This is a genomic window from Sulfuricella sp. (genome assembly GCA_041651995.1).
In the GTDB taxonomy this organism is placed as follows: domain Bacteria; phylum Pseudomonadota; class Gammaproteobacteria; order Burkholderiales; family Sulfuricellaceae; genus Sulfurimicrobium.
In genome coordinates, this window is sequence record JBAZID010000004.1 from 21,246 (window position 1) to 46,076 (window position 24,831).

22 protein-coding genes are annotated in these 24,831 nt (G+C 60.4%); 19 read left to right on the forward strand and 3 right to left on the reverse strand.

Translation table 11 applies throughout. The annotated features are described in order from the left end of the window. Positions 1-15: 15 nt before the first annotated feature. Genes WC392_07620 through WC392_07635 form a run of 4 tightly spaced genes read left to right on the forward strand, consistent with a single transcriptional unit; the run spans position 16 to position 2,337 of the window. Positions 16-405 (forward strand): HIRAN domain-containing protein, encoded by a 390-nt coding sequence (locus tag WC392_07620; protein MFA5242228.1) that lies wholly within the window; start codon positions 16-18, stop codon positions 403-405. Then, entirely contained in the window at positions 405-1,079 is a 675-nt protein-coding gene (gene tsaB, locus WC392_07625; protein MFA5242229.1) for a tRNA (adenosine(37)-N6)-threonylcarbamoyltransferase complex dimerization subunit type 1 TsaB, read from the forward strand. The genes WC392_07620 and tsaB overlap by 1 nt, the downstream gene beginning before the upstream one ends. After that, positions 1,076-1,543 (forward strand): ribosomal protein S18-alanine N-acetyltransferase, encoded by a 468-nt coding sequence (gene rimI / locus WC392_07630; GenBank protein MFA5242230.1) that lies wholly within the window; start codon positions 1,076-1,078, stop codon positions 1,541-1,543. The genes tsaB and rimI overlap by 4 nt, the downstream gene beginning before the upstream one ends. Further along, positions 1,543-2,337, forward strand: coding sequence for a uracil-DNA glycosylase (locus WC392_07635; GenBank protein MFA5242231.1), 795 nt, complete (start codon positions 1,543-1,545; stop codon positions 2,335-2,337). The genes rimI and WC392_07635 overlap by 1 nt, the downstream gene beginning before the upstream one ends. 6 nt (positions 2,338-2,343) lie before the next feature. On the opposite strand, the gene lplT is transcribed toward WC392_07635, so the two are convergent. Then, positions 2,344-3,564 carry a lysophospholipid transporter LplT gene (gene lplT / locus WC392_07640; protein ID MFA5242232.1) on the reverse strand — a complete coding sequence of 407 codons (1,221 nt, stop codon included), beginning with the start codon at positions 3,562-3,564 and terminating at the stop codon, positions 2,344-2,346. 350 nt (positions 3,565-3,914) lie between these two features. On the opposite strand from lplT, the gene WC392_07645 reads away from it, so the two are divergent. The 15 genes from WC392_07645 to WC392_07715 all read left to right on the forward strand — a co-directional run bounded on the left by WC392_07645 (position 3,915) and on the right by WC392_07715 (position 23,127). Next, a complete protein-coding gene (locus WC392_07645) occupies positions 3,915-4,778 on the forward strand; it encodes an MBL fold metallo-hydrolase (GenBank protein ID MFA5242233.1) in 864 nt (287 codons plus the stop codon). Between the two features lie 266 nt (positions 4,779-5,044). After that, the gene (locus WC392_07650; protein MFA5242234.1) at positions 5,045-6,499 is read left to right on the forward strand and encodes a glycosyltransferase family 39 protein; all 1,455 of its coding nucleotides are present in this window, start codon (positions 5,045-5,047) and stop codon (positions 6,497-6,499) included. Positions 6,500-6,594: 95 nt separating this feature from the next. Further along, a complete protein-coding gene (locus tag WC392_07655; protein MFA5242235.1) occupies positions 6,595-7,200 on the forward strand; it encodes a phosphatase PAP2 family protein in 606 nt (201 codons plus the stop codon). A 68-nt stretch (positions 7,201-7,268) separates the two neighbouring features. Then, on the forward strand, positions 7,269-8,930 hold the full coding sequence (locus WC392_07660; GenBank protein MFA5242236.1) for a phospholipid carrier-dependent glycosyltransferase: 1,662 nt from the start codon (positions 7,269-7,271) through the stop codon (positions 8,928-8,930). Then, positions 8,927-10,048 carry a sialidase family protein gene (locus tag WC392_07665; protein MFA5242237.1) on the forward strand — a complete coding sequence of 374 codons (1,122 nt, stop codon included), beginning with the start codon at positions 8,927-8,929 and terminating at the stop codon, positions 10,046-10,048. Before WC392_07660 ends, WC392_07665 begins: the two co-directional genes overlap by 4 nt. Beyond that, positions 10,045-10,641 (forward strand): hypothetical protein, encoded by a 597-nt coding sequence (locus WC392_07670; GenBank protein MFA5242238.1) that lies wholly within the window; start codon positions 10,045-10,047, stop codon positions 10,639-10,641. Before WC392_07665 ends, WC392_07670 begins: the two co-directional genes overlap by 4 nt. A gap of 258 nt (positions 10,642-10,899) precedes the next feature. Then, the gene (locus tag WC392_07675) at positions 10,900-11,931 is read left to right on the forward strand and encodes a glycosyltransferase family 2 protein (GenBank protein MFA5242239.1); all 1,032 of its coding nucleotides are present in this window, start codon (positions 10,900-10,902) and stop codon (positions 11,929-11,931) included. Then, positions 11,909-12,862, forward strand: coding sequence for a lysylphosphatidylglycerol synthase transmembrane domain-containing protein (locus tag WC392_07680; protein MFA5242240.1), 954 nt, complete (start codon positions 11,909-11,911; stop codon positions 12,860-12,862). Before WC392_07675 ends, WC392_07680 begins: the two co-directional genes overlap by 23 nt. Positions 12,863-12,976: 114 nt before the next feature. Then, positions 12,977-14,554 carry a glycosyltransferase family 39 protein gene (locus WC392_07685; protein ID MFA5242241.1) on the forward strand — a complete coding sequence of 526 codons (1,578 nt, stop codon included), beginning with the start codon at positions 12,977-12,979 and terminating at the stop codon, positions 14,552-14,554. Further along, positions 14,551-15,303, forward strand: a complete 753-nt coding sequence (locus WC392_07690; protein MFA5242242.1) for a phosphatase PAP2 family protein — start codon at positions 14,551-14,553, stop codon at positions 15,301-15,303. Before WC392_07685 ends, WC392_07690 begins: the two co-directional genes overlap by 4 nt. 40 nt (positions 15,304-15,343) lie before the next feature. Continuing rightward, on the forward strand, positions 15,344-15,718 hold the full coding sequence (locus WC392_07695) for a hypothetical protein (protein ID MFA5242243.1): 375 nt from the start codon (positions 15,344-15,346) through the stop codon (positions 15,716-15,718). A 99-nt stretch (positions 15,719-15,817) separates the two neighbouring features. Then, positions 15,818-17,044, forward strand: coding sequence for a TolC family protein (locus WC392_07700; GenBank protein MFA5242244.1), 1,227 nt, complete (start codon positions 15,818-15,820; stop codon positions 17,042-17,044). Further along, positions 17,041-18,597: an efflux RND transporter periplasmic adaptor subunit gene (locus tag WC392_07705; GenBank protein ID MFA5242245.1), complete on the forward strand. Its 1,557-nt coding sequence runs from the start codon at positions 17,041-17,043 to the stop codon at positions 18,595-18,597. Before WC392_07700 ends, WC392_07705 begins: the two co-directional genes overlap by 4 nt. Positions 18,598-18,609: 12 nt before the next feature. Then, positions 18,610-21,735 carry an efflux RND transporter permease subunit gene (locus WC392_07710; protein ID MFA5242246.1) on the forward strand — a complete coding sequence of 1,042 codons (3,126 nt, stop codon included), beginning with the start codon at positions 18,610-18,612 and terminating at the stop codon, positions 21,733-21,735. 378 nt (positions 21,736-22,113) lie between these two features. Next, positions 22,114-23,127 carry a nucleotide-binding protein gene (locus WC392_07715; GenBank protein MFA5242247.1) on the forward strand — a complete coding sequence of 338 codons (1,014 nt, stop codon included), beginning with the start codon at positions 22,114-22,116 and terminating at the stop codon, positions 23,125-23,127. 32 nt (positions 23,128-23,159) lie between these two features. Here the strand turns inward: WC392_07715 and WC392_07720 are convergent, their stop codons facing one another. Both WC392_07720 and trxB read right to left on the reverse strand, forming a co-directional pair. Beyond that, positions 23,160-23,693 carry a Smr/MutS family protein gene (locus WC392_07720; GenBank protein ID MFA5242248.1) on the reverse strand — a complete coding sequence of 178 codons (534 nt, stop codon included), beginning with the start codon at positions 23,691-23,693 and terminating at the stop codon, positions 23,160-23,162. 173 nt (positions 23,694-23,866) lie between these two features. After that, a complete protein-coding gene (gene trxB / locus WC392_07725) occupies positions 23,867-24,820 on the reverse strand; it encodes a thioredoxin-disulfide reductase (protein ID MFA5242249.1) in 954 nt (317 codons plus the stop codon). Between the last annotated feature and the right edge of the window lie 11 nt (positions 24,821-24,831).

A 24,831-nucleotide genomic window follows, 5' to 3' on the forward strand; every position in this document is an offset into this window, starting at 1 on the left:
AGCGAGGTTTCAAGAATGAAGCGGATTTGGGTAAAATGCGGCCTGTTTCTGCTGCTTGCCGGTGCGGGAAATGCCTGGGCACAGCAGCCTGAAGCAGAAGCGAAGGTTTACCTGCAAAGCTCGCGCCTGGCCGGTTTCAAGTACTACGAGGGGCGCAAGTTGTGGCCGCAGCTGAAGACGGGCGATGAGCTGAAGCTGGTGCGCGAGGCCGATAATCCCCATGATGGCAATGCCATCGGCGTGGAGTGGCAGGGCCACAAGCTGGGGCATGTGCCGCGCACGGACAACGCCGCGCTGGCGCGCTTCATGGATCATGGGCAGCATCTGGAAGCGCGTATTACTGCACTGCCGAAAGAGAAGCGGCGCGGACGCTGGATTGAATTCGAAGTTTACATGGCGCATTGATGAAGCTGCTTGCACTCGATACCTCTACCGAAAATTGCTCTGTCGCCCTGTGGCTGGACGGGGAGGTGCTTTCGCGCCAGGAACTGGCCGGTCAGCGCCATTCGGACCTGATTTTGCCGATGCTGGAAGAGGTGCTGGGCGAGGCGGGAGTCACACTCAAATCACTGGATGGCATCGCCTTTGGCGAGGGGCCGGGCTCCTTTACCGGCTTGCGCATTGGTTGCGGCGTGGCGCAGGGGCTGGCTTTGGGGGCAGACCTGCCGGTTCTGGGAATATCCACCCTGCTGGCTCTGGCGGAGGCCGCGCCGGGCGACCGGGTGCTTGCCTGCCTCGATGCCCGGATCGGCGAGATCTATCATGCGGCGTATGAAAAGCGGCATGCTGCATGGCTGACCGTCAGCGAGCCCAGCTTATGCTTTGCCAAGGATGCGCCCGCACTTCCCGGTACAGGATGGATTGGAGCCGGAAGCGGCTTTGCTGCTTATGCGGAGGCGTTGCAGCTACGCTATGCGGGACAAGTGCTTTCCTCGGATGGCAGCGTCTATCCCCAGGCGCGCGAGATGGTGAAGCTGGCCGCGCCCCTGTTCGGACAGGGGCTTGGAAGGGATGCCGCACTGGCGGCACCGCTCTATATTCGCAACAAGGTCGCGCTGAAAACGGCAGAGAGAAAATGAACGCGCAACTCAATAATTACCAAAGACCCGTGCTCAGGCCCATGCAAGCGGGTGATGTGACGGCAGTGCTGTCTGTCGAGCAGAAGATTTACCAATTCCCCTGGACCCTGGGTAATTTCACGGACTCTCTCAGCGCTGGCTACAGTTGCTGGGTCTATGATTTTTGCGACCACCCGATCGGTTACGCCATTCTGATGATTGCCGCGGGCGAGGCGCATTTGCTCAATCTGGGCATTGCTCACGATTGGCAGAGCCAGGGCCTGGGACGCAAATTCCTGCGGCATCTGATTGACATCGCGCGGCAAGACAAGGCGGACATGATGTTTCTTGAAGTGCGCCCTTCCAACCGGAAGGCCATTGAGCTCTATCTCAGCGAGGGTTTCAATGAAATCGGCTTGCGCCGCAACTACTATCCGGCCGCCAATGGCCGCGAGGATGCCATCGTGATGGGGTCTTCCCTGTAATGCCGCGCCAGGATGTGCTCCAGGAGCTGAATCTGTGGCCGGTGTGGCGGTTGCGCGCTAGCGGTACGGCCACGTCCTTGGGGGAAACGCCCGCTCTGGAATGTGCCTTGCCAAACCCGCATGAAGATTGCAGGCCGGGCTTCAGCCCGACGCCTCGGGCTGAAGCCCGACCTACAGGACCGGACGCCACGGGCCGGCGCGAAGCCATCCTGTCCATGGAATGGAACGAACTCAAGCTGGCCGTCTCTGCTTGCACGGCCTGCCGTCTGCATGAATCCCGCACTCAGACGGTTTTCGGCACCGGCGACGAGCAGGCCGGCTGGCTGCTGGTGGGGGAGGGGCCGGGCGCGGAAGAGGACAAGCTGGGTGAGCCCTTTGTCGGGCAGGCCGGCAAGCTGCTCGACAACATGCTGGCGGCCATCAGCCTGAAGCGTGGCCGCAATGTGTATATTGCCAATACCGTCAAATGCCGTCCACCCGAAAATCGCAATCCGCAGCCGGATGAAGTGGCTGCGTGCGAGCCTTACCTGACCCGCCAGATCGCGTTGATCCGCCCCAGGCTGATTGTCGCGCTCGGCAAGGTGGCGGCGCAACGGTTGCTGGAAACGGACCGTACCATCGCCAGCCTGCGCGGAAAACTGCACCAGGCAGAGGGCATTCCGCTGATCGTGACCTATCACCCCGCCTATCTGCTGCGCAGCCTGCAGGACAAGTCAAAAGCCTGGGAGGATTTGTGCTTCGCCGTGCGCACCATGCAGGGCTTGCAAAACACGGCTCAGGATGTTTCCGGCTGATTTTTTCTACGAAGAAGCGATGACGCGCTGGTAGCGGTAATAAATCAGCCACATCGAGAGGCTGACAAAGGCGCCGAAGATGATGGTGATGGTGTTGATGTGCAGGCCCGACTTGATCATCATCGCATAGCCGCCGAGCAGCAGCAGAATGCTGATGTTTTCGTTGAAATTCTGCACTGCAATGGAATGCCCGGCCCCCATCAGCAAATGGCCGCGATGTTGCAGCAGGGCGTTCATCGGTACCACGAAGAACCCGCCCAGCGCGCCGATCACGAACAGCAGCGCGATCGCTATGCGCCAGTCGTCGACCAGAACCATGGACATGACGGTGAAGCCCATCAGTATCCCGGCCGGGAGTATCTTGACGGATTTTTCCAGGGTGACGAATTTTCCTGCCACAACCGCACCCACAGCAATTCCCACTGCCACCACGGCGGTCAGCTGGGTAGCCCTTTCGATGTCGAATTTCAGAATCAGGCCTGCCCAGGTCAGCACCACCAGACGCAGCGTGGCACCGGCGCCCCAGAACAGGGTAGTAACGGCCAGCGAAATCTGGCCCTGCGGGTCGCGCCACAGCAGGACAAAGGAATGCCAGAAATCATGCAGTACGTACAGGGGGTTCTTTTTGGGTAATTTGTGATCAATCGCAACATGCGGAATGAACAGGTTGAATACCGCGGCACTGACATACAGCAGCGTCACGGCGATGACCGCAAATGTGGATACGCTGATGCTGCCTGCCAGTTGCCATTTGGAGAGCAGAGAAGCGGACAGCGAAGGATTCAGGAGAATGCCGCCAATGATGGCGCCCAGCACGATGGCTGCCACCGTGGCACCCTCCATCCAGCTATTCGCGACCACCAGTTTGGACGGCGGCAGATATTCGGTAAGGATGCCGTATTTTGCCGGGGAGTAAGCTGCCGCGCCCAGGCCCACGATGCCGTAGGCGTAGAGCGGGTGCAAGCCGAATAGCATGGCCAGACAGCCGGCAAACTTGATGCTGTTGCTGATGAACATGACCCGGCCCTTGGGGATGGCATCGGCAAAGGCGCCGACAAAGGGGGCAAGCAGGATATAGGATACGACGAAGAATTGCTGCAACACCGGAATATGCCAGTCCGGGGCACTGAGCTCCTTCAGCATCGCAATGGCGGAAAAGAGCAGGGCATTGTCGGCCAGAGCCGACAAGAATTGCGCCGTGAGGATGATGTAGAAGCCGAATTTCATTAGCGCGGCAGGTGAGTGGTTGCGGCTTGATTGATGAGTTTCGCTTTATACCATGAAACCCGAAACCCTGTCTTGGCAGGCGAGTCAGCGAATTTCGCTCAACAGCCGGTCCTGCACATCGCCATGCAATTCAGTTGCGAGATGCGGGTAGCGATGGCGGGCCACAATTCTGTTGTGCTGGCTTGAAATTGCATTGGGAGCATTCTCGATTGAGTGATGGTGTGTTAAGTTTAAGCGCCAGATGAAGCCCGCAAATAGTCTAATGTGATAGATAAGGATTAAACGTGAACAGATTGATTATTATTGTATTTGCAATATTCTTCCATGCTGTGGCCGGGGCGTCGCCCAGCATGCCGCAGCCTAAAGTGGTCAAAATCAACGAGCGCGTTTATGCCTTGCTCGGACCCATGGGCCAGCCGAGTGCCCACAATCAGGGCTACATGGTGAACAGCACGGTGATTATTGGCGATCAGGGCGTGATCCTGATCGACAGTGGCGCCTCGGATGAAGTCGGGAATCATCTCGGCAAGGCGATTGCGAAATTGACCACAAAACCCGTGACCCACGTCATCAACACCCATCACCACGGCGATCATGTGCTTGGCAATATCGTGTTTGGAAAAGCCGAAATCATCAGTTCGGAAATTTGCCGGGAGATGGTGAACAAGACCGGTGATGAGTGGGTTGCCCTGGTGGAGAGCCTGGTCGGCCACAAACTGCCCAATACCCGGCCTGTGCCTGCCAGCGTGACCTACGCGGGGGAAAACACCCGCACCGAACGGACCATTCAGGGCATCAGGCTGGAGTTCTGGGTGCCCACGGGTTCGCATACAGCGGGCGACATGATGGTTTATCTGCCGGAGGACAAGGTTCTGGTGGGAGGCGACATTCTGGTCAACCACACCATTCCGGTGATGCGTGAAGCCCTGGTGAAAAACTGGGTGGGAACACTGGAACAGGTGCGGACGTTTGATGCAAAAACCATCGTTCCCGGTCATGGCCCCCTGATGAAGCAGGAAGATGTGAGCAGGTTACAGCGCCAGATGGCGGCTTTTTACGCAGGTATTGAAGCTGGCTACAAAAAAGGCCTGAGTGACAGCGAGACGCGCAAGAAACTGGATGTGCGGGAATGGAAAAAACTGGAAGGGTTCGATGCCAACATCGGCGGCAACGTAAGCCGCACCTATCTTGAGGTCGAGCAGGCCAGTTTCTGAGGATTTTTTAGTCAATCCGCCTTATCCATAATGCGCTGCTTTGCGCTCGCGCGATCACTGGCCGCCGTTTTGCGAAGAGGGCATTATGATAATATGGCGCTCCTTGCCGGGTGCGGACATCCGCCGGATTGGCTAATGGGTTATCGGGTTCAAAATGAATCGAAAATACTATGAAGCATATTCAATAAATATGCCTGCCTCGGGGTTGAGCATGACGTTTTCGCAATATATTAAAATTCAGTCTTGTGCATAGCCGTCTGACCGGGATGTCCGATTCACGCGCCTATCTGTGGCTGATCCTGCTGATCGGTGTGCTGACTGCCTATCGCGCGCTGGTGCCGGCAACGACCGGCCTGTTGCTGAATGTCGATGAGGCCTATTACTGGGGGTGGGCGCAAAACCTTGACTGGGGCTATTTCTCCAAGCCCCCGATGATCGCCGCGCTGATTTCCCTGACTACCGGGCTGTGCGGTGATGGGGTGTCCTGCGTCAAACTGGGCTCGCTGCTGGTCTATCCCGTTACAACCCTGCTCATCTTCCGCACCGGGCAGGTGCTGTACGATGCGCGCACCGGCTTATGGGCCGCCGCGCTGTTCCTGCTGATGCCAGGCGTGTCCTTGTCCAGTCTGATCATTTCCACCGATGTCCTGTTGTTTTTGTTTTGGTCGCTCGGCCTGCTGGCGCTCGCCCGCGCGCTTGAAACGGATGCCTGGCGGCACTGGTTGCTGCTCGGCCTGGCTTGCGGATTGGGCCTGATGAGCAAGTACACGATGGCGTTGTTTGCCCCGTCCATATTGATTGCTTTCCTGGTGGTGCCGGAGTGGCGCCGCCATTTGCTGAATTCGCGTTTATGGGCGGCCGCCCTGCTGGCGGTGCTGATCTTCCTGCCCAACCTGCTGTGGAATGCCATGCACGGCTGGCCGACACTGCATCATACGGTGTACATCTCCCATCTGGACAAACAGACGCTGCGCTGGGATGAACTTGGCACATTCCTTGGCGGGCAGTTCGTTGTGTTCGGTCCGCTTGCCCTGGTGCTGTGGCTGGCGGCCTTGCGCGGTGCGGTCGGCCAAAGCTCGGCCAGTTTCCGGGCCAATCGTTTGCTGGCGGTATTTTCCCTGACCTTCCTCGCCGTGATCACCATGCAAGCCTTGCTGGGCCGGGCGCATGCCAACTGGGCGGCGCCAAGCTTTGTCGCGGCCAGCATACTGCTTGCGCATTGGTGCGTTTCACGGCCACGCTGGCTGCTGGCTGCATTGATTATCAATGTCATGTTCATGTTCGGTATTTATCATTACGAGCGTGGGGCGCATCTTCTTGGCGTTGAACTGAGCGGCACGACGGACCCGTTCAAACGGGTGCGCGGATGGGACCAGCTAAGCGGGCAGTTTGCCCAGCGCGAGAGTGAGTTTCAAGGGACGCGGCTGATGAGCGAGGACCGCGAGGTACTGGCGCTGCTGGCCTACCATCGCCGCATCCCGGCCGATGGGATGCGGAGCTGGAATCCGGAAGGACAGATTCGCCATCAGTATGATCTTTTCTACAGCCTTTCCGCAAAGGATATCGGCACCGATTTGCTGTATGTGACCGGGAATAATTCAATAGACGAAGTGGCATCGCATTTTGCCGAATCCCGCCGTCTCGCACCGCTCGAATTTGCCGTGCATCCGGACTGGATACGCCATTACGAGGTCTACCTGTTGCGGGGTTTCAAGGGGTGAAGCGGCTTGCGAGGATCTCGCCGTGGTGGTGGGTGTTTATTGTTTCGGCATTCTGTTTTTCAATCTGGCCGGAATGGGATCTGCTTATCAGCGGTATGGCCTACGAAGCCGGCAACGGCTTTATCGGAAACCGTTATCCGTGGGTGCGCCTGATCTATGAATCGGACCGGAGGCTGGCCTCCGCGGCCTTGCTGCTGTGCCTGATCCTGATAGCAGGCAGTTTCGTGCATGCCTGGCGGGGGCGCTGGCCGAGCCGTGGCGCAGGCGTATTCCTGCTGCTGAGCCTGTTGCTCGGACCCGGCCTGATGGTGAACCTGGGACTGAAAGAGCACTGGGGGCGGGCCCGGCCAACACAAACTGCCGACTTTGGCGGCCCAAAGATCTTTACACCAGCCTTGAAGCCGGCTGCAAATTGCCAAAATAACTGCTCTTTTGTCAGCGGTCATGCCTCGGTAGGATTCTGGTGGCTGGCACTCGGCTTGGCCTGGCCCGCCTGGAGAATGCGCGCGATGGCTCTGGGGCTGGGGCTGGGTGGATTGTTTGGGCTGGCTCGTATATTGCAGGGCGGGCATTTTGCCAGCGATGTGATTTTCAGCCTTCTGGTGGTATGGGGTATGGCTGAATTGCTCGCCTGGGTATTTCGCAGCCAGGCCTGGCTGCCACCGCCTCAAGACAAGCAAAGCGCATCCTTTGCATCCTGAATGCAAAATGGCCAAGCGATTCCTGCCCTCCACAAAAAGCCAATAATTCAGCTTAAGCAGCTTATTTAATGCAATATTTCCCTTCCCACCCCTTGGCCGCGCAGCTGGACGCGCTTTCCACCTGGCGCTGGCGCTTGCTTCTTTGCCTGCTTTTTGCCATGGCGGTGGGCGTGCTCTCATGGGGCATCTGGGAGCCTACCGGGCTGACGGGCAAGGACGAATACCTGCTTGGGCTGCGGACCCCGATGGAAATGATGGAAAAGGACGTGTGGCTGGTGCCATTTCTGGATGAGATGCCTCGCGTGCGCAAGCCTCCCTTGCTCTATTGGCTCGGGCGCGCCAGCTTCGAGATGTTTGGTCCTTCACTTTTTTCAGCGCGCATCGTTACCGTATTTTTTGCCGCCTTGCTTGTTCTGACGGCAACCCTGACCGCCGTGGAAATCAGCCGTGACAGGTGGCTTGGGATATTGACAGGGGTGTTGCTGCTCGGGATGTTTGGCCTGGCGACCGAGGCACGCCGTTTCATGCTGGATGTACCTGTCGCCACGGCAAGCGCATTTTCTTTTTTCGCTTTCCTGCGCTGGTGGCGCAGCGCACGCCCGGTTTGGCTTGCTGTTTGCGCTGCGGCCCTGGCTGCCGGTTTTCTGTTCAAGGGCCCAATTGTGGCACTGGTGTGCGGCGGCGGGATACTTGCCCTGTGGGGGTCCGGAAGGCTGTCCCTGGCTGCCCTGGGTAAAAAATGGGGAGGGCTGTTCCTCGCAGCCCTGTTGTTCGCAGCGCTTGCGCTGCCCTGGTTTTATTACGTCCAGAACCTTTATCCGGAAGTGATGGCCGAGGCCTACGAAAAAGAGATGGAGGCGCGGCAGCTCTGGAACCTTTCCCCGAAAGCCCTTTTCAGCCTGCTCCTGCTTGCGCTGCCGTGGTCTTTTGCCGCTCTCGTTTACGGCTGGACCCAACGCCACGATAAGGCAAATATGCGCTTTGCCGTTTTGTGGCTGCTTGCGACGCTGCTACCGTTTTTTTTCATCCTCACCTTCGAACGTTATCTGATCGGTTCCTTGCTGCCGCTTGCCATGATTTGCGCGCTGGGCATGAGGCAGGGCATTCAATTGCCGGGATGGGCGCGGCATCTCGGAGGGGGGCTTTCATTACTGTTTGCCCTTTTGCTGACTGCGTTCGCATTCTGGTTCGAGCGCGGCGGCTGGCCATGGGCGTTGCCCGTGATCGCCTATTTTGTCTGGGCCTGGTGGATGCAGCGCGGAAATGAGCTTCGCATCGCGGGTGCCATGCTACTTTGGCTGGTGATCGTGGGTGTCGTGTTCCCTCGTTTTGGGGTGAATGACCTGCCTCGCGACTTGCCCCTTGCGCTACAGGGCCGTCATGTGATCCTTTTTGACGGGCCCCAGCCAGCCATGCTGCCAATTCTTGCACAACGTGCCTTTTATCAGACCAGCCGCCTCCGGGAGGCGGATCTGGCTTCGCCCGCTGGGCCCGCAAGCGTTGTTCTGGTACGCGCCGAGGATGAGTTGCCACTTCGCCAGCAAGCATCAGCGCTTGGTTTTGCGCTAACGTCTGCAGGAAGCTACAGGACGCTCAGTTCCATGGGTTCCGGCATCCGTTTTGCGCGCCAGGGGGCAGGCAAGGAAGACTGGAAGAGAGCATTGGCAACACGCGACCTGGGACCCTTGCAATCCCGGGTATTGATATTCGAGGCGGTGCGCGGTCAATGAGCGCGATTCGCCTGGTTTCCGCGCTTTTGTTAATGCTCGGCGCTTCAGCCGTCCTGTTTTCTGCCCGCCCGCCGGAGCCTGCCTTTGACGTGCCGGCAAAGCAGCCGGTATCCGTGACCGGCCCCGCTTTTGCTGAACATGTTCTTCCGCAACCGACCCCTTCGGCACATAGCGTGAGCCTGGTCGATCTGGGCAATGGAAAAATCGGCGCGGCGTGGTTTGGCGGGCGGCGCGAGGGCGCGGATGACGTGGGTGTCTGGTTTTCGGTATTTTCAAATAAGCAGTGGGAGCGCGCGCGAGAGATTGTGAACCGCGCCAATACCCAGGCTGAAGTAGCCCGCTTTGTACGCAAGATCGGCAATCCCGTATTGTGGCGCGCTCCCGATGGCCCTCTGCATCTGTTTTTTGTCAGTGTTTCTTACGGCGGATGGGCGGGAAGCTCGATCAATCACAAAATCTCACTCGATGGCGGCATGAACTGGCAAGCGGCCAGGCGCCTGGTGACCAGCCCCTTTCTCAACATCAGCACTCTCGTGAGGGGCGCGCCGCTTACGTTATCGGACGGTTCGGTCGTCTTGCCGGTCTACCACGAATTCATCAGCAAATTCCCGGAATGGCTCCACCTTGCGCCGGATGGGGCTGTGATCACAAAGCGCCGCATGGACCATGGCCGCAATACCTTGCAGCCCAGTGTCGCCGCGCTGGACGAACGTCATGCCCTGGCCGTATTGCGTTATGGCGGCCCGGCACCGGCACGAATCTGGGCGGCTGAAACACGCGACGGCGGCCTTGGCTGGGAGCCCGCCCGCGCCTTGCCGCTGCCGAATCCGAATGCAGGAATTGCCCTGGCACGCCTTTCCGACGGCAGGTTGCTGCTGGCTTACAATCCGGTCGAAGGCAACCGCAATCGCCTGGGGCTGGCCGTGTCCGCGGACGGAGGCGTGACGTGGAAAGCGTCGCGGATGCTCGAGGACAGTACGGATGCGGCAAATGAATATTCCTATCCAAGCGTTCTGCAGTCAGACGATGGTTATATTCACGTTGCCTATACCTACCACCGCAAATCGATCAAGCATGTTGTTTTCACGCCTGCATGGCTGGAGGGGGAGGCAATGTGACTGATATCACCGCTGTATATGCGACCTGCGTTCAGGCGCTACTGCTGGGCGCATTTGCGGTATTGCTGCTCGACCGCCTTGTGCTTGCGCCGGGGCGAAGAATCCTGCTCGCCGCCATGGTGGGCGCTGCCGCCATGGTGCCTTTCGCATCAGGTGCTTCCTTCATGTATTTCAGCCGGGGCTTGCTGGGCGACCCGAGCGTGAGTACGGTCCTTTTGCTGCTTGCCGCGCTTTTCCGCGCCCCGCGCGAATCACGCCCTGTGCCGGCATTCATTCCCTGGTGGGTGATGATTCTCGGCGTGCCTCTCTATTCGACGGCGCTTGGCGCCGGTGGATTTGACCTTTACGAGTGGGGTTATGGCGGCCATAAGCTGCTCCCGCTGCTTTTGCTTGTTGCCGCCATTCACTGGCGGCATTACCCGGCATTGGCGGGCGTTCTTGGCCTGGGTATGCTGGCATGGTATTTTCGCCTGCTCGAGTCCGCCAATCTGTGGGATTATTTGCTCGACCCCATGTTATTTGTCTGGGCTTTATGGCAACTGGTTCTTGCCATGCTCAGGCGATTCAAGCCACACAGGACTTCTGCTTCGTGAAGTGCACGTACCGCGTTTCGTCCCGGGTAATCCACTGGAGCCAAAACATCACTGTGGGAGCGGCGCCCTCGCCGCGATTTGCGATCGCATTCGCGCCGGGGGCGGCGCTCCTACATGCACGAGCATTCCAATGGGCAATCCGGGTTTATGACAGTTTCAGGCTATGACGGGGGGGGTGGGTATGTTAGAATTTTGCGCTTTCGCGCCGCCCGTTCAATTCCGCGAAATCACCTTTTTTCATAACAATCAATCGAGCTCATGCCGATGCAGTCGAACCCGCAACCCATGGACGTTTCCATCGTCATCCCGGTGTACAACGAATCCGAGAACGTAGCCAATCTGGTGCGCCGGGTAGGCGAGGCCATGCTGCCCACCGGCAGGCGCTTCGAGCTAATCTGTATCGACGATGGTTCCGCCGACGATACGGCGCGGCAACTGGAAAATCTTGCCACGATCAATGAATGGCTGAACCCTCTTTACCTGATGCGCAACTACGGCCAGACAGCCGGGTTGCAGGCCGGTTTCGAAGCAGCGCAGGGCAGGCTGATCGTGACCCTCGACGGTGATTTGCAGAACGATCCAGACGATATTCCCGCGCTGCTCGACATGATGGACGAGCGGGCCGATGTGGACATGATTTCCGGCTGGCGCAAGGATCGCAAGGACAAATCCATCTCGCGCAAGCTGCCGTCCAAAATCGCCAATGGGCTGATTTCGTGGGCCACCGGGGTGGAACTGCACGACTACGGCTGCGCGCTCAAGGTCTATCGCCGCGAGATCATCCAGGAGATCAAGCTTTACGGCGAGTTGCACCGCTTCATCCCGGCACTGGCTGCCGAGGCGGGAGCCAAGATCATCGAAGTGCCGGTGCGCCACCATGCGCGCACCATGGGCAGCTCGAAATACGGCATCGATCGCACTTTCCGCGTCATTCTCGACCTGGTGTGGATCAAGTTCATGTTCCGCTTCCTGCATCGTCCACTACATGCTTTTGGCGGAGTGGGGCTGACTTTTTTCACCCCCGGCATGTTCATCATGCTGTGGCTGACGGTGCAGAAATTCATCATGGGTGCCGATATCGGTGGCCGCCCCCTGTTGCTGATCGGGGTAATGCTGATTCTGATCGGTGTCCAGTTTGTAGCCATGGGCGTACTGGGCGAGATTCTGACCCGCATTTACCATGAGCCCGAAGGCCGCGCCCAGTACCGGTTGCGTGCTGGGCCACGTGTGCAGCAAAAGAAATCGCCGGGGGTGCAACAGGAAAAGCATGACGCACCGCCGGAATCTTAAAACGGCGTTGCGCTGGAGCATCGCCGTGATGCTCCTGTCCCTGATTCTCTGGCTGGCCGGACCGCAAAAACTTGTACGAACCCTTGCTGGCGTCGATCCGGTTTATTTTCTCTCGGCCCTGTCCGTCTCCATCGCTTCCAACCTCTTATCCGCCGCACGCTGGGCTCATTTGGCCCGCCTGCTTGGCCTGATCGCGCCCACAGCCCGGCTGGTGGTATTTTACGCCCGTGGCATCACTGCCAATTCGGTCCTGCCCGGGGCGACCCTGAGCGGCGACATGCTGCGCAGCTACCAGCTCCATCGTCTGGGCAATGGCTTGCTCCAGTCCGGCATCAGCGTGCTGTTCGATCGCGTCAGCGGTCTGTGGGTGTTGTGCCTGATGTCGCTGTTTGCCGCCGCGCTGGCCTGGGGTGGAGGGAACGCGCTGAGCGGCGCGGCCTGGGGGCAGTCCGCGGCAGTGGCCGGCGCGCTGGCATTGGCCATCATGCTGCCTTTTTCCCTGGCGCTGGGGCGCTGGTGGGGATGGCTCCCGGTGAAAAAACTGGTTTCCGTCATCGACCAGTGTGTCGAGGCGCTGCGCGCTTTGTTGCACTCGCGCCGGGGACTTTTGCAGCAGATGGGATATTCCCTGGGCGTGCAGCTGCTTTCCATCGCCGCCTTGTGGCTATGCGGCTTTGCCGCCGGATTGAGCGTGCCGTTTCTTACCATGGCGGCGCTGGCCGGGCCGATTTTCATCATGGCCGCGGTGCCTGCCGGGCTGGGCGGGTGGGGCACGCGCGAGCTGGCCGCCATCCTGCTGTTCGGCGCCCTGGGCTATTCCGCCGAGCTGGCGGCTACCACCGGGATTCTGTATGGCTTGTGCGGCCTCGCCCAGGCCATTCTGGCCTTGCCGCTGATGATGAAGCGGTTCAATGCCGGGGTTGATCAATGAGTCTGAAAAAATTCGTTTGCCACAGAGAACACACAGAGAGCCGCTCAAAGGCATGTCACTGGAAATCCACTCCATTCTCTGTGTTCTCTGTGGCTTTGAAGTGAGCATTTCAGGATGAAATTGGCTTTCTTGACGGAATGGCGCTCGGGCCGGATTCCGGACCGGCATCTGCTGATTCTGCTGCTTGTGGCGACGCTTGCCTTTTTTTTCGGGCTGGGTGGGGCGCCGCTGTTCGATCTCGACGAAGGCGCCTTCAGCGAAGCGACGCGGCAGATGTTCGTGCGCGGGGATTTCCTTTCCCCTTATGTCAATAACGAGCCGCGCTTCGACAAACCCATCCTGATTTACTGGCTGCAGGCAGCAAGCGTGTGGCTGTTCGGCGTCAACGAGACCGGTTTCCGTTTCCCCTCCGCCCTCGCCGCCGTGTTGTGGGTGACGCTGGTGTACCGCTTTGTAGCCGGGACAATGGGCCGCACTACCGCTCTGGTGGCCGGCATCATTACCGCTACTTCCCTGGGCGTGCTGGCGATTGGCCGGGCGGCGACCGCCGATGCGCTGCTCAATCTGCTCATTGCTGCCACCATGCTGGATATCTACCGCTATTACCAGCAGCGCAGAAAAGCCATCCTGTATCGCGCTTTCCTGTGGATGGGCCTGGGCATCCTGACCAAGGGGCCGGTGGCGATCCTGATCCCGCTGGCGGTCAGCCTGATGTTTTTCGTCTCGCGGCGCGAGTTTGGCGCCTGGCTCAGGGCGGTGTTCAACCCTGCCGGCATTCTTGTCCTGATTGCCGTGGCGCTGCCCTGGTATGTGATCCAATACGGGCGGGAGGGCGACGCCTTTATCCAGGGGTTTTTCTTCACGCACAATGTGGGGCGCTTCAGCTCGCCCATGGAGAATCATGGCGGCGGGCTGTTTTATTATGCGGTGGTGATTCCACTCCTGCTGCTGCCCTATACGGGGCTGCTGCTGGCCACGCTGGGCCGGGTTCGGGAGGCGCTGCGCGATGATCTCCTGCTTTATCTGTGGCTGTGGTTCCTGTTCGTATTCGTCTTTTTTTCGTTTTCCGGCACCAAGCTGCCCCATTACGCGCTCTACGGCCTGACGCCGCTGTTCATTCTCATGGCGCATTACCGCGAGCGGGCCCGCAACCGCTTTCTGCTGCTGTTGCCTGCGCTGCTGTTCTTTGCGCTGCTGTTTCATGCATCCGATATCATCCTGATGCTCCAGCCGAAAGTGGAGGACAGCTATGTGGCCGCGCTTCTGAGCGCGCCCGGCGAGGCGTTTGGCCTGAGCTACCGGCTGCTGCTGGGTGGCGCCGTGGCCCTGGTGCTGATGCTGCTGGTGGAAAACCGGATTGCACCGTGGTTCAAGCTGCTGCTTGCCGGCCTTGCCAGTATGGTGGTGTTCGTCGCCGCGCTCAGCCCCGCTGCCGGCATCCTGCAACAGCAGCCGATCCGTGAAGCCGCCCTGATTGCCCGGGAGGTGAAGGAGCCGCTCATCATGTGGCGGCTGAACACGCCGAGCTTCAACGTCTATAGCGGCAGAAGCACCGAAAAGCGCGAACCCCGGCCGGGCGAAGTGGTGCTGACCAAAACCCGCTATGTGGCCGGGCTGCCCGCCTATGAGTTGCTCTACGAACGCCGCGGCGTTGCGCTGGTGCGCGTGTTGCCGGCGGGAAGCGGCAAATGAACGGCAAAACCCTGTGGCAGTGGGGGCCGCCCGTACTTGCGCTGTTCCTGCTCGTTGTGGTCCATGTGAGCGGGAGCAATCATGCCCTGTTCCTGTTGCTTAACCATCTTTCCGCCTACAGCGGCGATAGCGTATGGGCGCAACTCACGGTGATGGGCGACACGGCTATCGTGCTGGCCCTGCTCCTGCCCTGGTGGCGCAAGCGCCCCGGCCTGGTGTGGGCCGCGCTGCTGGCCGCGCTGCTGGCAACCGCCTGGACCCATGGCCTGAAGCCCTTTGTCGATGCGCCGCGCCCTCCCGCGGTTCTGGAGGCAGGCAGCTTCCACATCATCGGTCCGGCCTATCGCAACGGTTCGTTTCCCTCCGGGCACAGCACGGCAATTTTCACCCTCATCGGGGTAATGGTGCTGATTTTGGCAAAAGGCTGGCTACGCTGGCCGTTGCTGGCCTTCGCCATCCTGGTGGCGGTATCGCGCAGCGTGGTGGGCGTGCATTGGCCGCTGGACCTCCTCGGCGGCATGCTCGGCGGCTGGCTTTCCGCCCTGGGCGGGGTCTGGCTGGCAGGGCGCTGGCAGTGGGAACAGAAACGGGTAGTGCGCTGGCTTTCGTCGGCGATTCCGGCAATTGCCGCAGGCATGCTGCTGGTTGGGTATAAAACCGGCTATGCGGAAGCGGCATTACTGCAACAAGCAGTGGGAGCGGTTTGCCTCGCTCTTTGGGTGCTGGGCTGGAAGAAAGCCACACAATAATCCATTCAGACCTCTGAATACTTTCGGGTACAATCCCCTGATGCGTCGCCTCATCGCCATCCTTCTCATGCTCATCGTTCCGCTCCAGTTCGCCTGGTCGGCGACGGAGAGCTTGCATGGCCATCTGGACAACGAAGGACCGGTATCGGGATTCCACTCTCACGATGACGACCATCACCATCATGATGACGGGGCAGTCGATCACGACAGCTTTGCCGTGAGCGATACCAATGACGGCCATAACGACGACGGGCACCATGACGGCCATTACCATCCCATCTTCAGCACGCTGCTCATTGAGCCTTATCTGAAACTGAGTGAAGCATCACCCAACGGGCCGCCCATCAGGCCGCCCGCTTCTTTCACGTCCCACATCCCCCCCTTATTCGACTGGCCTCCGTCGGCTCTCCTCTAGAGCCGGCAGGACTGTTTTAGCCGACGCTGCATCGCGCAGCGAATCGGCCTCGTTGCCTGCCGGTGACCTCGACCCTATTTTTTCGTCCCGAGGAATCCGATGCGACACCTATTATCCGTAGTTCTGCTCGCGCTGCCGCTGGCCGCGTGGGCGCAAGCCGATCCAATACATACGCTCACCGAAGCCGAGGCCGTCCGCCTTGGACTGACGCGCACCGAACTGTCCGACCTGGCGCGCGGAAGCGTCGAGGCGGCGGAGGCCGATGCTCTGGCCGCCGGGCTTCTTCCCAATCCCACCCTCGGCTATAGCCGCGACCGCAACCGGGGAACGCCTGGCGCCACCGAAGATACCTGGCAAATCGCCCAGACCTTCGACGTATCCGGTCGTCGTGGACTGCGTCGCGAGGCAGCAGACCGCCGTGTCGACGCCGCGAATGCCGGCAACACCCTGCGACGGAGCGAAATCGCCGCAGAAATCCGCCACCGCTTCCATGAAACGCTGTTCAAGCAGGAAAGCGTCCGGGCGACCCAAATCTGGACCCAGCGCTTCATCCGCGTCGAGCGTCTGGTCGAAAAACTTGCCAAGGCTGGGGAGGCATCCGGCTACGACCGGCGCCGGCTTACCCGGGAGCGACAGACGGCGCAAGCCCGGCTGAGCACCGAACAGGCCGATCTCGATCGTGCTGCAGAACGCCTGGCCGCGCTGATCGGCCTCCCGGGCAAAGCTGCCGCAAGCGTCAGCGGCGTCTTGCCACCCACTGCACCGCTCCCCCTCGATAAGGCACTGTCCCGGCTGGAACAGCGACCGGACCTGCAAGTGCTGTCACGGCGCGCCGAGGCTGCCGGCCTTGAAGGCCGGGCTGCATCGCGCGGATGGGTGCCGGATGTGACGCTGGGTGCCGGTCCGAAGCACACGGACAACGGCATCACGCGTGAGAACGGCATGCTCGTCACGGTTTCGATTCCCTTGCCGGTTTTCGACCGCCAGCAGGCTGGCGAGAAACGCGCGCGGGCCGAGGCGCTCAACGCCCGCGCCGAGTACAGCCTGGCCCGCTCCCGCGCCGAGGGCGACCTGCGCGGCCTGCATCGTCAGGTGGAACGCCTGACCACAGCGGCTAGCGGCTACCGCACCCATGCGGTAGCCGAATCGTCCGAGTTGCTGCGCATCGCCGAAACCGCCTATCAGGGCGGCGAATCCACCCTGCTTGAACTGCTCGATGCCTATCGCGGCGCGTTGGAGGCCGAAATCACGGCCCTCAATCTCGAATGGAAAGCGCGTGAAGCAAGCATCGAATATGACCTGCTGACTGGGAGTGTCACCGAATGAACAAATATCTGATTGCAACGCTTTGTACCGCACTGTTCCTTACCGCTTGCGGCGATGCCGGCAACAAACAGGCCAGGGACGATAGCCACGCGCCCACGGCTGATGGCGGCCATGGCCACGGGGCCGGTGGCGAAAAACTTACCCACTTCACCGACCAGACCGAGCTCTTCGTCGAGTTCCCGCTCCTGGTGGCCGGTGAAAAATCCGCCTTCGCCGCGCACCTCACGCGGCTTGCCGACTTCAGGGCGCTGGCTGCCGGCAAGGTGAGCGTGATCCTGAGCGGCGGCGGCCAGCCGGACGAGGTGTTTGCCACCGAGACACCGGCCCAGCCCGGCATTTTCCGGCCAGAAGCCTTGCCGAAGCAGGCTGGCGAGCGGGAATTGGCAATCGAGGTGGCCACCCCGGAATTCACCGTGCGCCATCTGCTCGGTCCGGTCACAGTCTACGCCGACCGCAAGGCCGCCGACGCGGCGGGCGGCGAACATGACGACGAGGGCATCGGCTTCACCAAGGAGCAACAGTGGAAGGTGGACTTCGCCACCGCCGAGGTTGCCAGGCGGCCTATCCGCGCCGCCATCTCCGCGACCGGCACGCTGCGCGCCCGACCCGACGGCGAGGCATTGCTGACCGCACCGGCGCCGGGACAGGTGCAGACAACCGGCAAGTTCCCCCAACTCGGACAGGCCGTGAAGAAGGGCGACATCCTTGCCTACCTCACGCCGCGTCTCGGTGGCGACACGGATATGGCCTCACTCCAGGCCGGCGCGCGCAAAGCCAGGGTGGCACTGGAACTGGCCGGACGTGAGCGCTCCCGCATGGAAACCCTGTTCAGGGACGAGGCAGTGCCGGAGAAGCGGCTGCTGGCCGCCCGCGCCGCCGAGGAATCGGCCCGCGCCGAGTTAGACGCCGCCCAGGGGCGCCAAGGCCAATATGGCGGCGGCGCCGGTGGCGTGCCGCTGCGCTCACCGGTGTCGGGCACGATTGCCGATGTCCGCGTCTCGCCGGGCGCCTTTGTGCAGGAAGGCGCCTTGCTCTTTCACATCGCCGACCGGCGCGTCATGTGGCTGGAATTGCGCGTGCCCGAGTCGGAGGCGGCGCGTTTGGCTTCGCCCAGCGGCGCGACGTTCCGGGTGGAGGGTGTCGAACAAGGCTTCGAAATCGTACCGGGCAAGAACGGCCGCCTGATTGCCACCGGCGGCACAGTAGATGCGGTGACGCGCACCGTACCGGTGCTCTTCGAGCTCGCTCAGCCGGACGAGCGGCTACGCATCGGCATGGCGGTCAAGGCGCAAGTTTTCGCCGACGCCGCGAGCGAAGTGGTGGCCGTTCCCGCATCCGCCGTGCTCGACGAGAACGGCGTGCCGACAGTGTTTGTGATGGCCGGCGGAGAATCCTTTGAACGGCGACCGGTGCGCATTGGCGCCCGGGATGGCGATTGGCTGGAGGTCGTCGAGGGTCTGGAGCCGGGACAGCGCGTGGTTACGCGCGGCGCCTATCTGGTCAAGCTCGCCGCCACCAAGACCGGCGAAATCGGTCATGGCCACGCACACTAAGGGGAGAATGACATGATCGGACACATCATTGCGTGGTCGCTACGCAACAAACTTTTCATCGTCCTCGCCGGTGTGTTGCTGCTAGCCTGGGGCGGCTGGCAGGCAGCGCGCACGCCGGTGGACGTTTTCCCCGACCTCACGGCGCCTGCGGTAACCGTGGTGACCGAGGCCCATGGCATGGCGCCGACCGATGTCGAAAGCCTAGTCACATTCCCGATTGAAACCGCCCTGAACGGTGCGCCCAACGTGCGACGGGTACGGTCCGCCACCAAGATCGGGCTGTCGGTCGTGACGGTCGAATTCGAATGGGGAACCGACCTCTATCTCGCCCGCCAGGTGGTGGCCGAACGCCTGCAACTGGCGCGCGCAAGTCTACCGCCGGACATTCCCGCGCCGGCGATGACCCCGGCGTCTTCGATCATGGGCGAGATTCTGTTCATCGCGCTGACCTCGGACAAGCATTCCGGCATGGAGATGAAGAACGTCGCCGAACAGGTACTGAGGCGCCGGATTCTTGCCGTCCCCGGCGTGGCCGAAGTACTGCCAATCGGCGGCGATACCCAGCAGTTCCAGGTGACGGTAAAACCCGACCGGCTGGCGGCCTACCAGCTAACCCTGGACGAGGTGACGCAGGCGCTGCGCGAATCGAACCAGAACGCCTCCGCCGGCTTCTACGTCGAATCCGGTCAGGAATACCTGATCCAGGGCCAGGGCCGCATCGCGGTGCTGGACGACATTGCCGACACGGTGATCAAAGTCCGCGAAGGTCAACCCATACTCATCCGCGACGTGGCCGACGTGGCTATCGGCGCGGCGCCCAAGCGCGGCGTCGGTTCCCACAACGGCAAGCCGGCCGTGGTGCTGGGCATCCAGAAACAGCCCGGCGCCAATACCCTGGAACTGACCGACCGGCTCGACCGCACGCTGGCGGAAATCCAGGCCGGCCTGCCGGCGGGGATGAAGGTCGAAAGCCACATCTTTCGCCAGGCGGACTTCATCCGCGTTTCCATCGACAACCTGCTCGCCGCCTTGGGCGAGGGGGCTGTCCTGGTGATTGCTATCGTCTTCGCCTTCCTGCTTTCGGCACGCGCCACGGCGATCACCCTGGTCGCCATTCCGCTGTCTCTGGTGGCGGCCATCCTCTCGATGAAGGCGCTCGGCGCCACCATCAACACCATGACGCTGGGCGGCATGGCTATTGCCCTCGGTGCGCTGGTGGACGACGCGATTATCGTGGTCGAGAACATCGTCCGGCGCCTGCGCGAAAACCTCGCGAAACCGGAAAGCGAGCAACGTGCTGCGGCGCAGGTGGTGTTTGAGGCGACCAAGGAAATCCAGGGCTCCATCGTCTTCGCGACGCTGATCATCATGCTGGTGTTCATACCACTCTTCTTCCTCTCGGGCGTGGAGGGCAGGCTGATGGCGCCGCTCGGTTTCGCCTACGTGGTGTCGCTGGCCGCGTCACTGATGGTGGCGATCACAGTAACGCCGGTGCTGGCGGCGCTGTTCCTGCCGCGCTCTAAGATCGTCCGCGAGAACGTCGAACCGCGCTTCATCCATTTCCTGCATGCGACCTATCGGCGGGTACTGGAAGCCACGGTCACACGCTGGCAGATGGTGACTGCGGTGAGTGTCGTTGCGCTGGCCGTTTCTCTGGTCGCACTCTCCTTCGCCGGCCGTGCCTTCCTGCCAGACTTCAACGAGGGTACGCTGACCATCGGCACCGCCACGCTGCCAGGCACCGCGCTGGAGGAGTCCGACCGCCTGGGTCAAATGGTCGAGCAGATCCTGCTTTCACACCTGGAGGTGGTGGCTACGGCCAGACGCACCGGTCGTGCCGAGGGCGACCCGCATGCCATGGACGTATCGGCGTCCGAAATGGAAGTGACCCTGAAAATGGGCGAGCGCAGCAAGGAGGACTTCCTCGCCGCACTGCGCGACGATCTCTCGACCGTGCCCGGCACCCAGATCGTGGTCGGCCAACCGATTTCACACCGCATCGACCACATGCTCTCGGGCAGCCGCTCCAACATCGCGGTGAAGATTCTAGGCCCCAACCTTGGCGAACTGCGCCGCCTGACCGGGGAAATCAAGGCGCTGGTGCAAACCGTGGCGGGCGCAGTGGACGTTACCGACGAGCAGCAAAGCGACATCCCCTTCCTGACCATCCGCTTCAAGCGCGACGCCCTGGCCCGGCACGGCCTTTCCATCCGGCAGGTGGCGGAAACCATCGAGGTGGCGTTTTCCGGCATGGCGGTGAGCCGCGTCCAGCAGGGCCAGGCGACCTACGATCTGGCGGTGCGCTTCGATCCGGCTGCGAAAGCCAGTCTCGACGCCATCCGCTCCACGCTGGTCACCACAGCCAGCGGCGCGCGCTTGCCGCTCTCCGCGCTGGCCGACATCCGCAACGACCGGGCGCCATACTCCATCTCGCGTGAGAACGTGCAGCGCAAGATGGTGGTAATGGCTAACGTCGCCGGGCGCGATCTGGCGAGCGTGGTGGACGACATACGGCGCAAGGTGGCAGCGGAGGTGAAGATGCCGCCGGGCTATCACGTGGAATATGGTGGCCAGTTCGAGAGTGCCGAAGAGGCCGGCCGCATCCTGCTGTTCCTGGGCATCGCGGTCACCGCCGGCATCTTTCTTTTGCTTTTCGTGGCTTTCCGCACCGCCCGCGACGCGCTGCTGGTCATGCTCAACCTACCACTCGCCATCATCGGCGGGGTGATTGGCGTATTTGTCGCGGGTGGCGTCCTTTCGGTGGCCTCGATCATCGGCTTCATCACGCTGTTCGGTATCGCTACCCGCAACGGCGTGATGATGATCGCCCACATCCATCATCTGGTGGAACACGAGGGCGTGCGCGACGCGGCAGAGGCCGTCAAACGCGGTGCCGAGGAGCGTCTGGTGCCCATTCTGATGACGGCCCTGGCCGCCGGTCTTGCACTGGTCCCGCTGGCGTTCGCCGCCGGACAACCGGGCAGCGAAATCCAGTCGCCGATGGCCATCGTCATTCTGTTCGGGCTAGCCAGTTCCACGCTGCTCAACATGATTGTCGTGCCGGCGCTGTACCTGCGTTTCGGGGCCATCAGCGCAGCCCGCGCGCCGACGGCCAGCGACGACCTTGACGATGCTTGAATCTTTCTTAACCAAAAGGAACAAACATGCAAAATAAACTTGGAAAATGGTTCATACCGGCCATCGCCCTGTCGGTGTCGCTCGCCGTCTCTTTGCCCGTCGCCCTGGCGCAACATATCCATATCTGATGCGCTCAAACTCTGCGCCATTCTTCCAGCAAGTGGTTTTACGCTGCGCGGCTGCAATACTGGCAGTCCATCCTCTCTTTGTCATTGTGAGCTCCCGAAGATTACGATGATTAACTTTCGGCGCAATGCCCTTCGGTTATTGCGCCCTACGTGCTGGGCTGGGTTTTGCAGCGGAAAGGAACTACTCGATCACCCATTGTGTGACAATGACATTTCTGGTCTTGGCTCCATTACCGGCTTGGAGAATATTATGCCTACGCGTTGCAAAGTGTTCATTGGATCATCATCCGAGGGCAGCAAAGTTGCAGATGCAGTTCGGCTACTACTCATTAATGAACTGGGTGAGAGCGCAAAAGTAGAGCTATGGACGCGTAAGTTTGAATTGAGCGCAACCTATATCGAATCTCTCGAGAAAGTACTTGCTGAAGCTGATTTCGCTGTCATGGTACTCACGCCCGACGACGTCACAACCAGCCGAAACAAGGAGAAACTTGCGCCACGAGATAACGTTATATTCGAACTCGGACTATTTATGGGCGGCCTTGGGCGCGAACGTTGCTATCTTGTTCATGAAGACAATCCAGAAGGCAAGGCGAACCTTAAACTGCCCTCAGACCTGCTTGGCGTAAAGGCGGCGACGTTCAAGCGTCAGGACGATGAGGATTTGGAGACGGTCCTTAATGCGAAGTGTGCCTTGATCGCCAGGCAAATGAGCATGCTTCCTCTCAGGCACAAACTAAATCCGGATGAAGCCGCAGCACGAGCATCCACACTCTCATTCTGTGAACGCCTGGAAGGCGCCTGGTGGGAGCATGTGTCGGCGGGAGAAAAATGTTGGCTGAGTTTCTTCAAAATTGAATTGGATAATCTACACAACTCAGTTCAGCTCAACGATGGACGCCACTTCGAGCCGGATGGCTCTCTAACCGCAAGATGGAAAAGTGTTACTACCCGCTTTTTCAGGGAAGAAAACAAAGTCGTGTATTTATGGCAGGGCTGGTATCCATCGAGCACCGATGCAAGTCCCCAGGACAGATTCCATGGCTATGGGGAATTCGAGTTTGAAATACCCGCGAAAGCTAGTGAGCCAATTGCTCGCGGGCAGGGAAAATTCTGGAATGTTGATGAAACCCATCCAGAAAGGACTTTGATAAAGGTTGTACAACTGCGCCGGGTCCCTGACAAGAGTATCTCCACGATGACCAGTGGCAAGCAAAAGGAAATCCGGGATTTGGTCACAAGGACGTTTCGCGACTGGGAGTGATTCAATTTTCCGCCGCATGCCCGCCAGGACTTCTACAAGCTCCTGAGCAGCACCAGCATCGCGCCGCCACCGCCGTCCGCTGCCCTGGCCTGACAGAAGGCCAGGGTTTCTTCGCGTTGCATCAGCCAGTGGGCAACCTTGTTTTTCAGCACCGGCTCGCGATTCTTTGAGCGCAGGCCCTTGCCGTGAATGATGCGGATGCAGCGCAGGCCGTTTTTCTGGCAGTGCTGGAGAAACTGGATCAGTTCCAGCCTGGCTTCGGCCACGGTGAGGCCGTGCAGATCCAGTTCGCCTTGCGTTACCCAGTGACCGCGGCGCAGTTTGCGCAGTACGGTGGTTTGTAGTCCGGGGCGCAGGAAGACCAGTTCTTCGCCGCTTTCCAGGCTATCGGCCCAGTAGACATGATCGCTGAGAGAGTCGAGCAACACATCGCGCTGGTCGCGCTGGCTTTGCAGGGGGATGGGTCTGGGCTTGGGCAGCGGATGAAGGAATCTGTGGCCGTGCCGCAGCGGTCTGGCGTCGCCGACAGCTGTGCGGAACAGGATCAGATCATCTTCATCCACCATCTATTGATCAGGCCAGAATTTATTTTGGCTGTAGGTCAGACTTTCTCGCCGGAACGAGATGCGCAGCATCCTTTCCCGGCGGGGATGCCCTTAACGGGTATAGTCCGATTTGTCGGGCTGAAGCCCGACCTACAAGTTCACGCATTCAGTGGCCGCCTCAATAGCAAGCCGGATTACTTGTGCAGGCTATCGAGATAGCGCTCGGCATCCAGCGCGGCCTGGCAGCCTGTGCCGGCGCTGGTGATGGCCTGGCGGTAAATGTGGTCCTGCACGTCGCCGGCAGCGAAAACGCCGGGGATGCTGGTCTGGGTGGCGAATCCCTTGTTTCCGCCCTGGGTCACGATGTAGCCGCCTTCCAGTGTCAGCTGGCCTTCGAACAGATCGGTGTTGGGCTTGTGGCCGATGGCGATGAAGATACCCTGCAGGGCGATGTCCTTGGTGGAGCCATCCGTGACATTCTTGAGGCGCATGCCGGTGACGCCGGATTTGTCGCCCAGTACTTCATCCAGTTCGCAGAAGGCTTCGAGCGTGATGTTGCCGTTCTGGATGCGGTCCATCAGCTTGTCCACCATGATTTTCTCTGCCTTGAAGGTATCGCGGCGGTGCACCAGGGTGACGTGCTTGGCGATATTGGACAGATACAGGGCTTCTTCCAGCGCGGAGTTGCCGCCGCCGACCACGGCCACGTCCTGATTCTTGTAGAAAAAGCCGTCACAAGTGGCGCAGCCGGAAACGCCGCGGCCCATGAATGCCTCTTCGGAGGGCAGGCCGAGGTATTTGGCAGAGGCGCCAGTCGAAATAATCAGCGCATCGCAGGTATAGGTGCCGGAATCGCCGATCAGGGTGAAGGGTTTTTCGCCCAGCCTGGCGGTGTGAATCTGATCGAAGATGATTTCGGTATCGAAGCGTTCAGCATGTTTCTGGAAGCGCTCCATCAGCGCGGGTCCCATCACGCCATCGACATCGGCGGGCCAGTTGTCGACTTCGGTGGTGGTGGTCAGTTGCCCGCCCTGTTGCATGCCGGTAATCAGAACCGGCTTCAGGTTGGCGCGCGCGGCGTAAATGGCGGCGGTATAGCCGGCGGGGCCGGATCCAAGAATCAGTAATTGGCAATGCTTGACGGACATGATGTACTCCG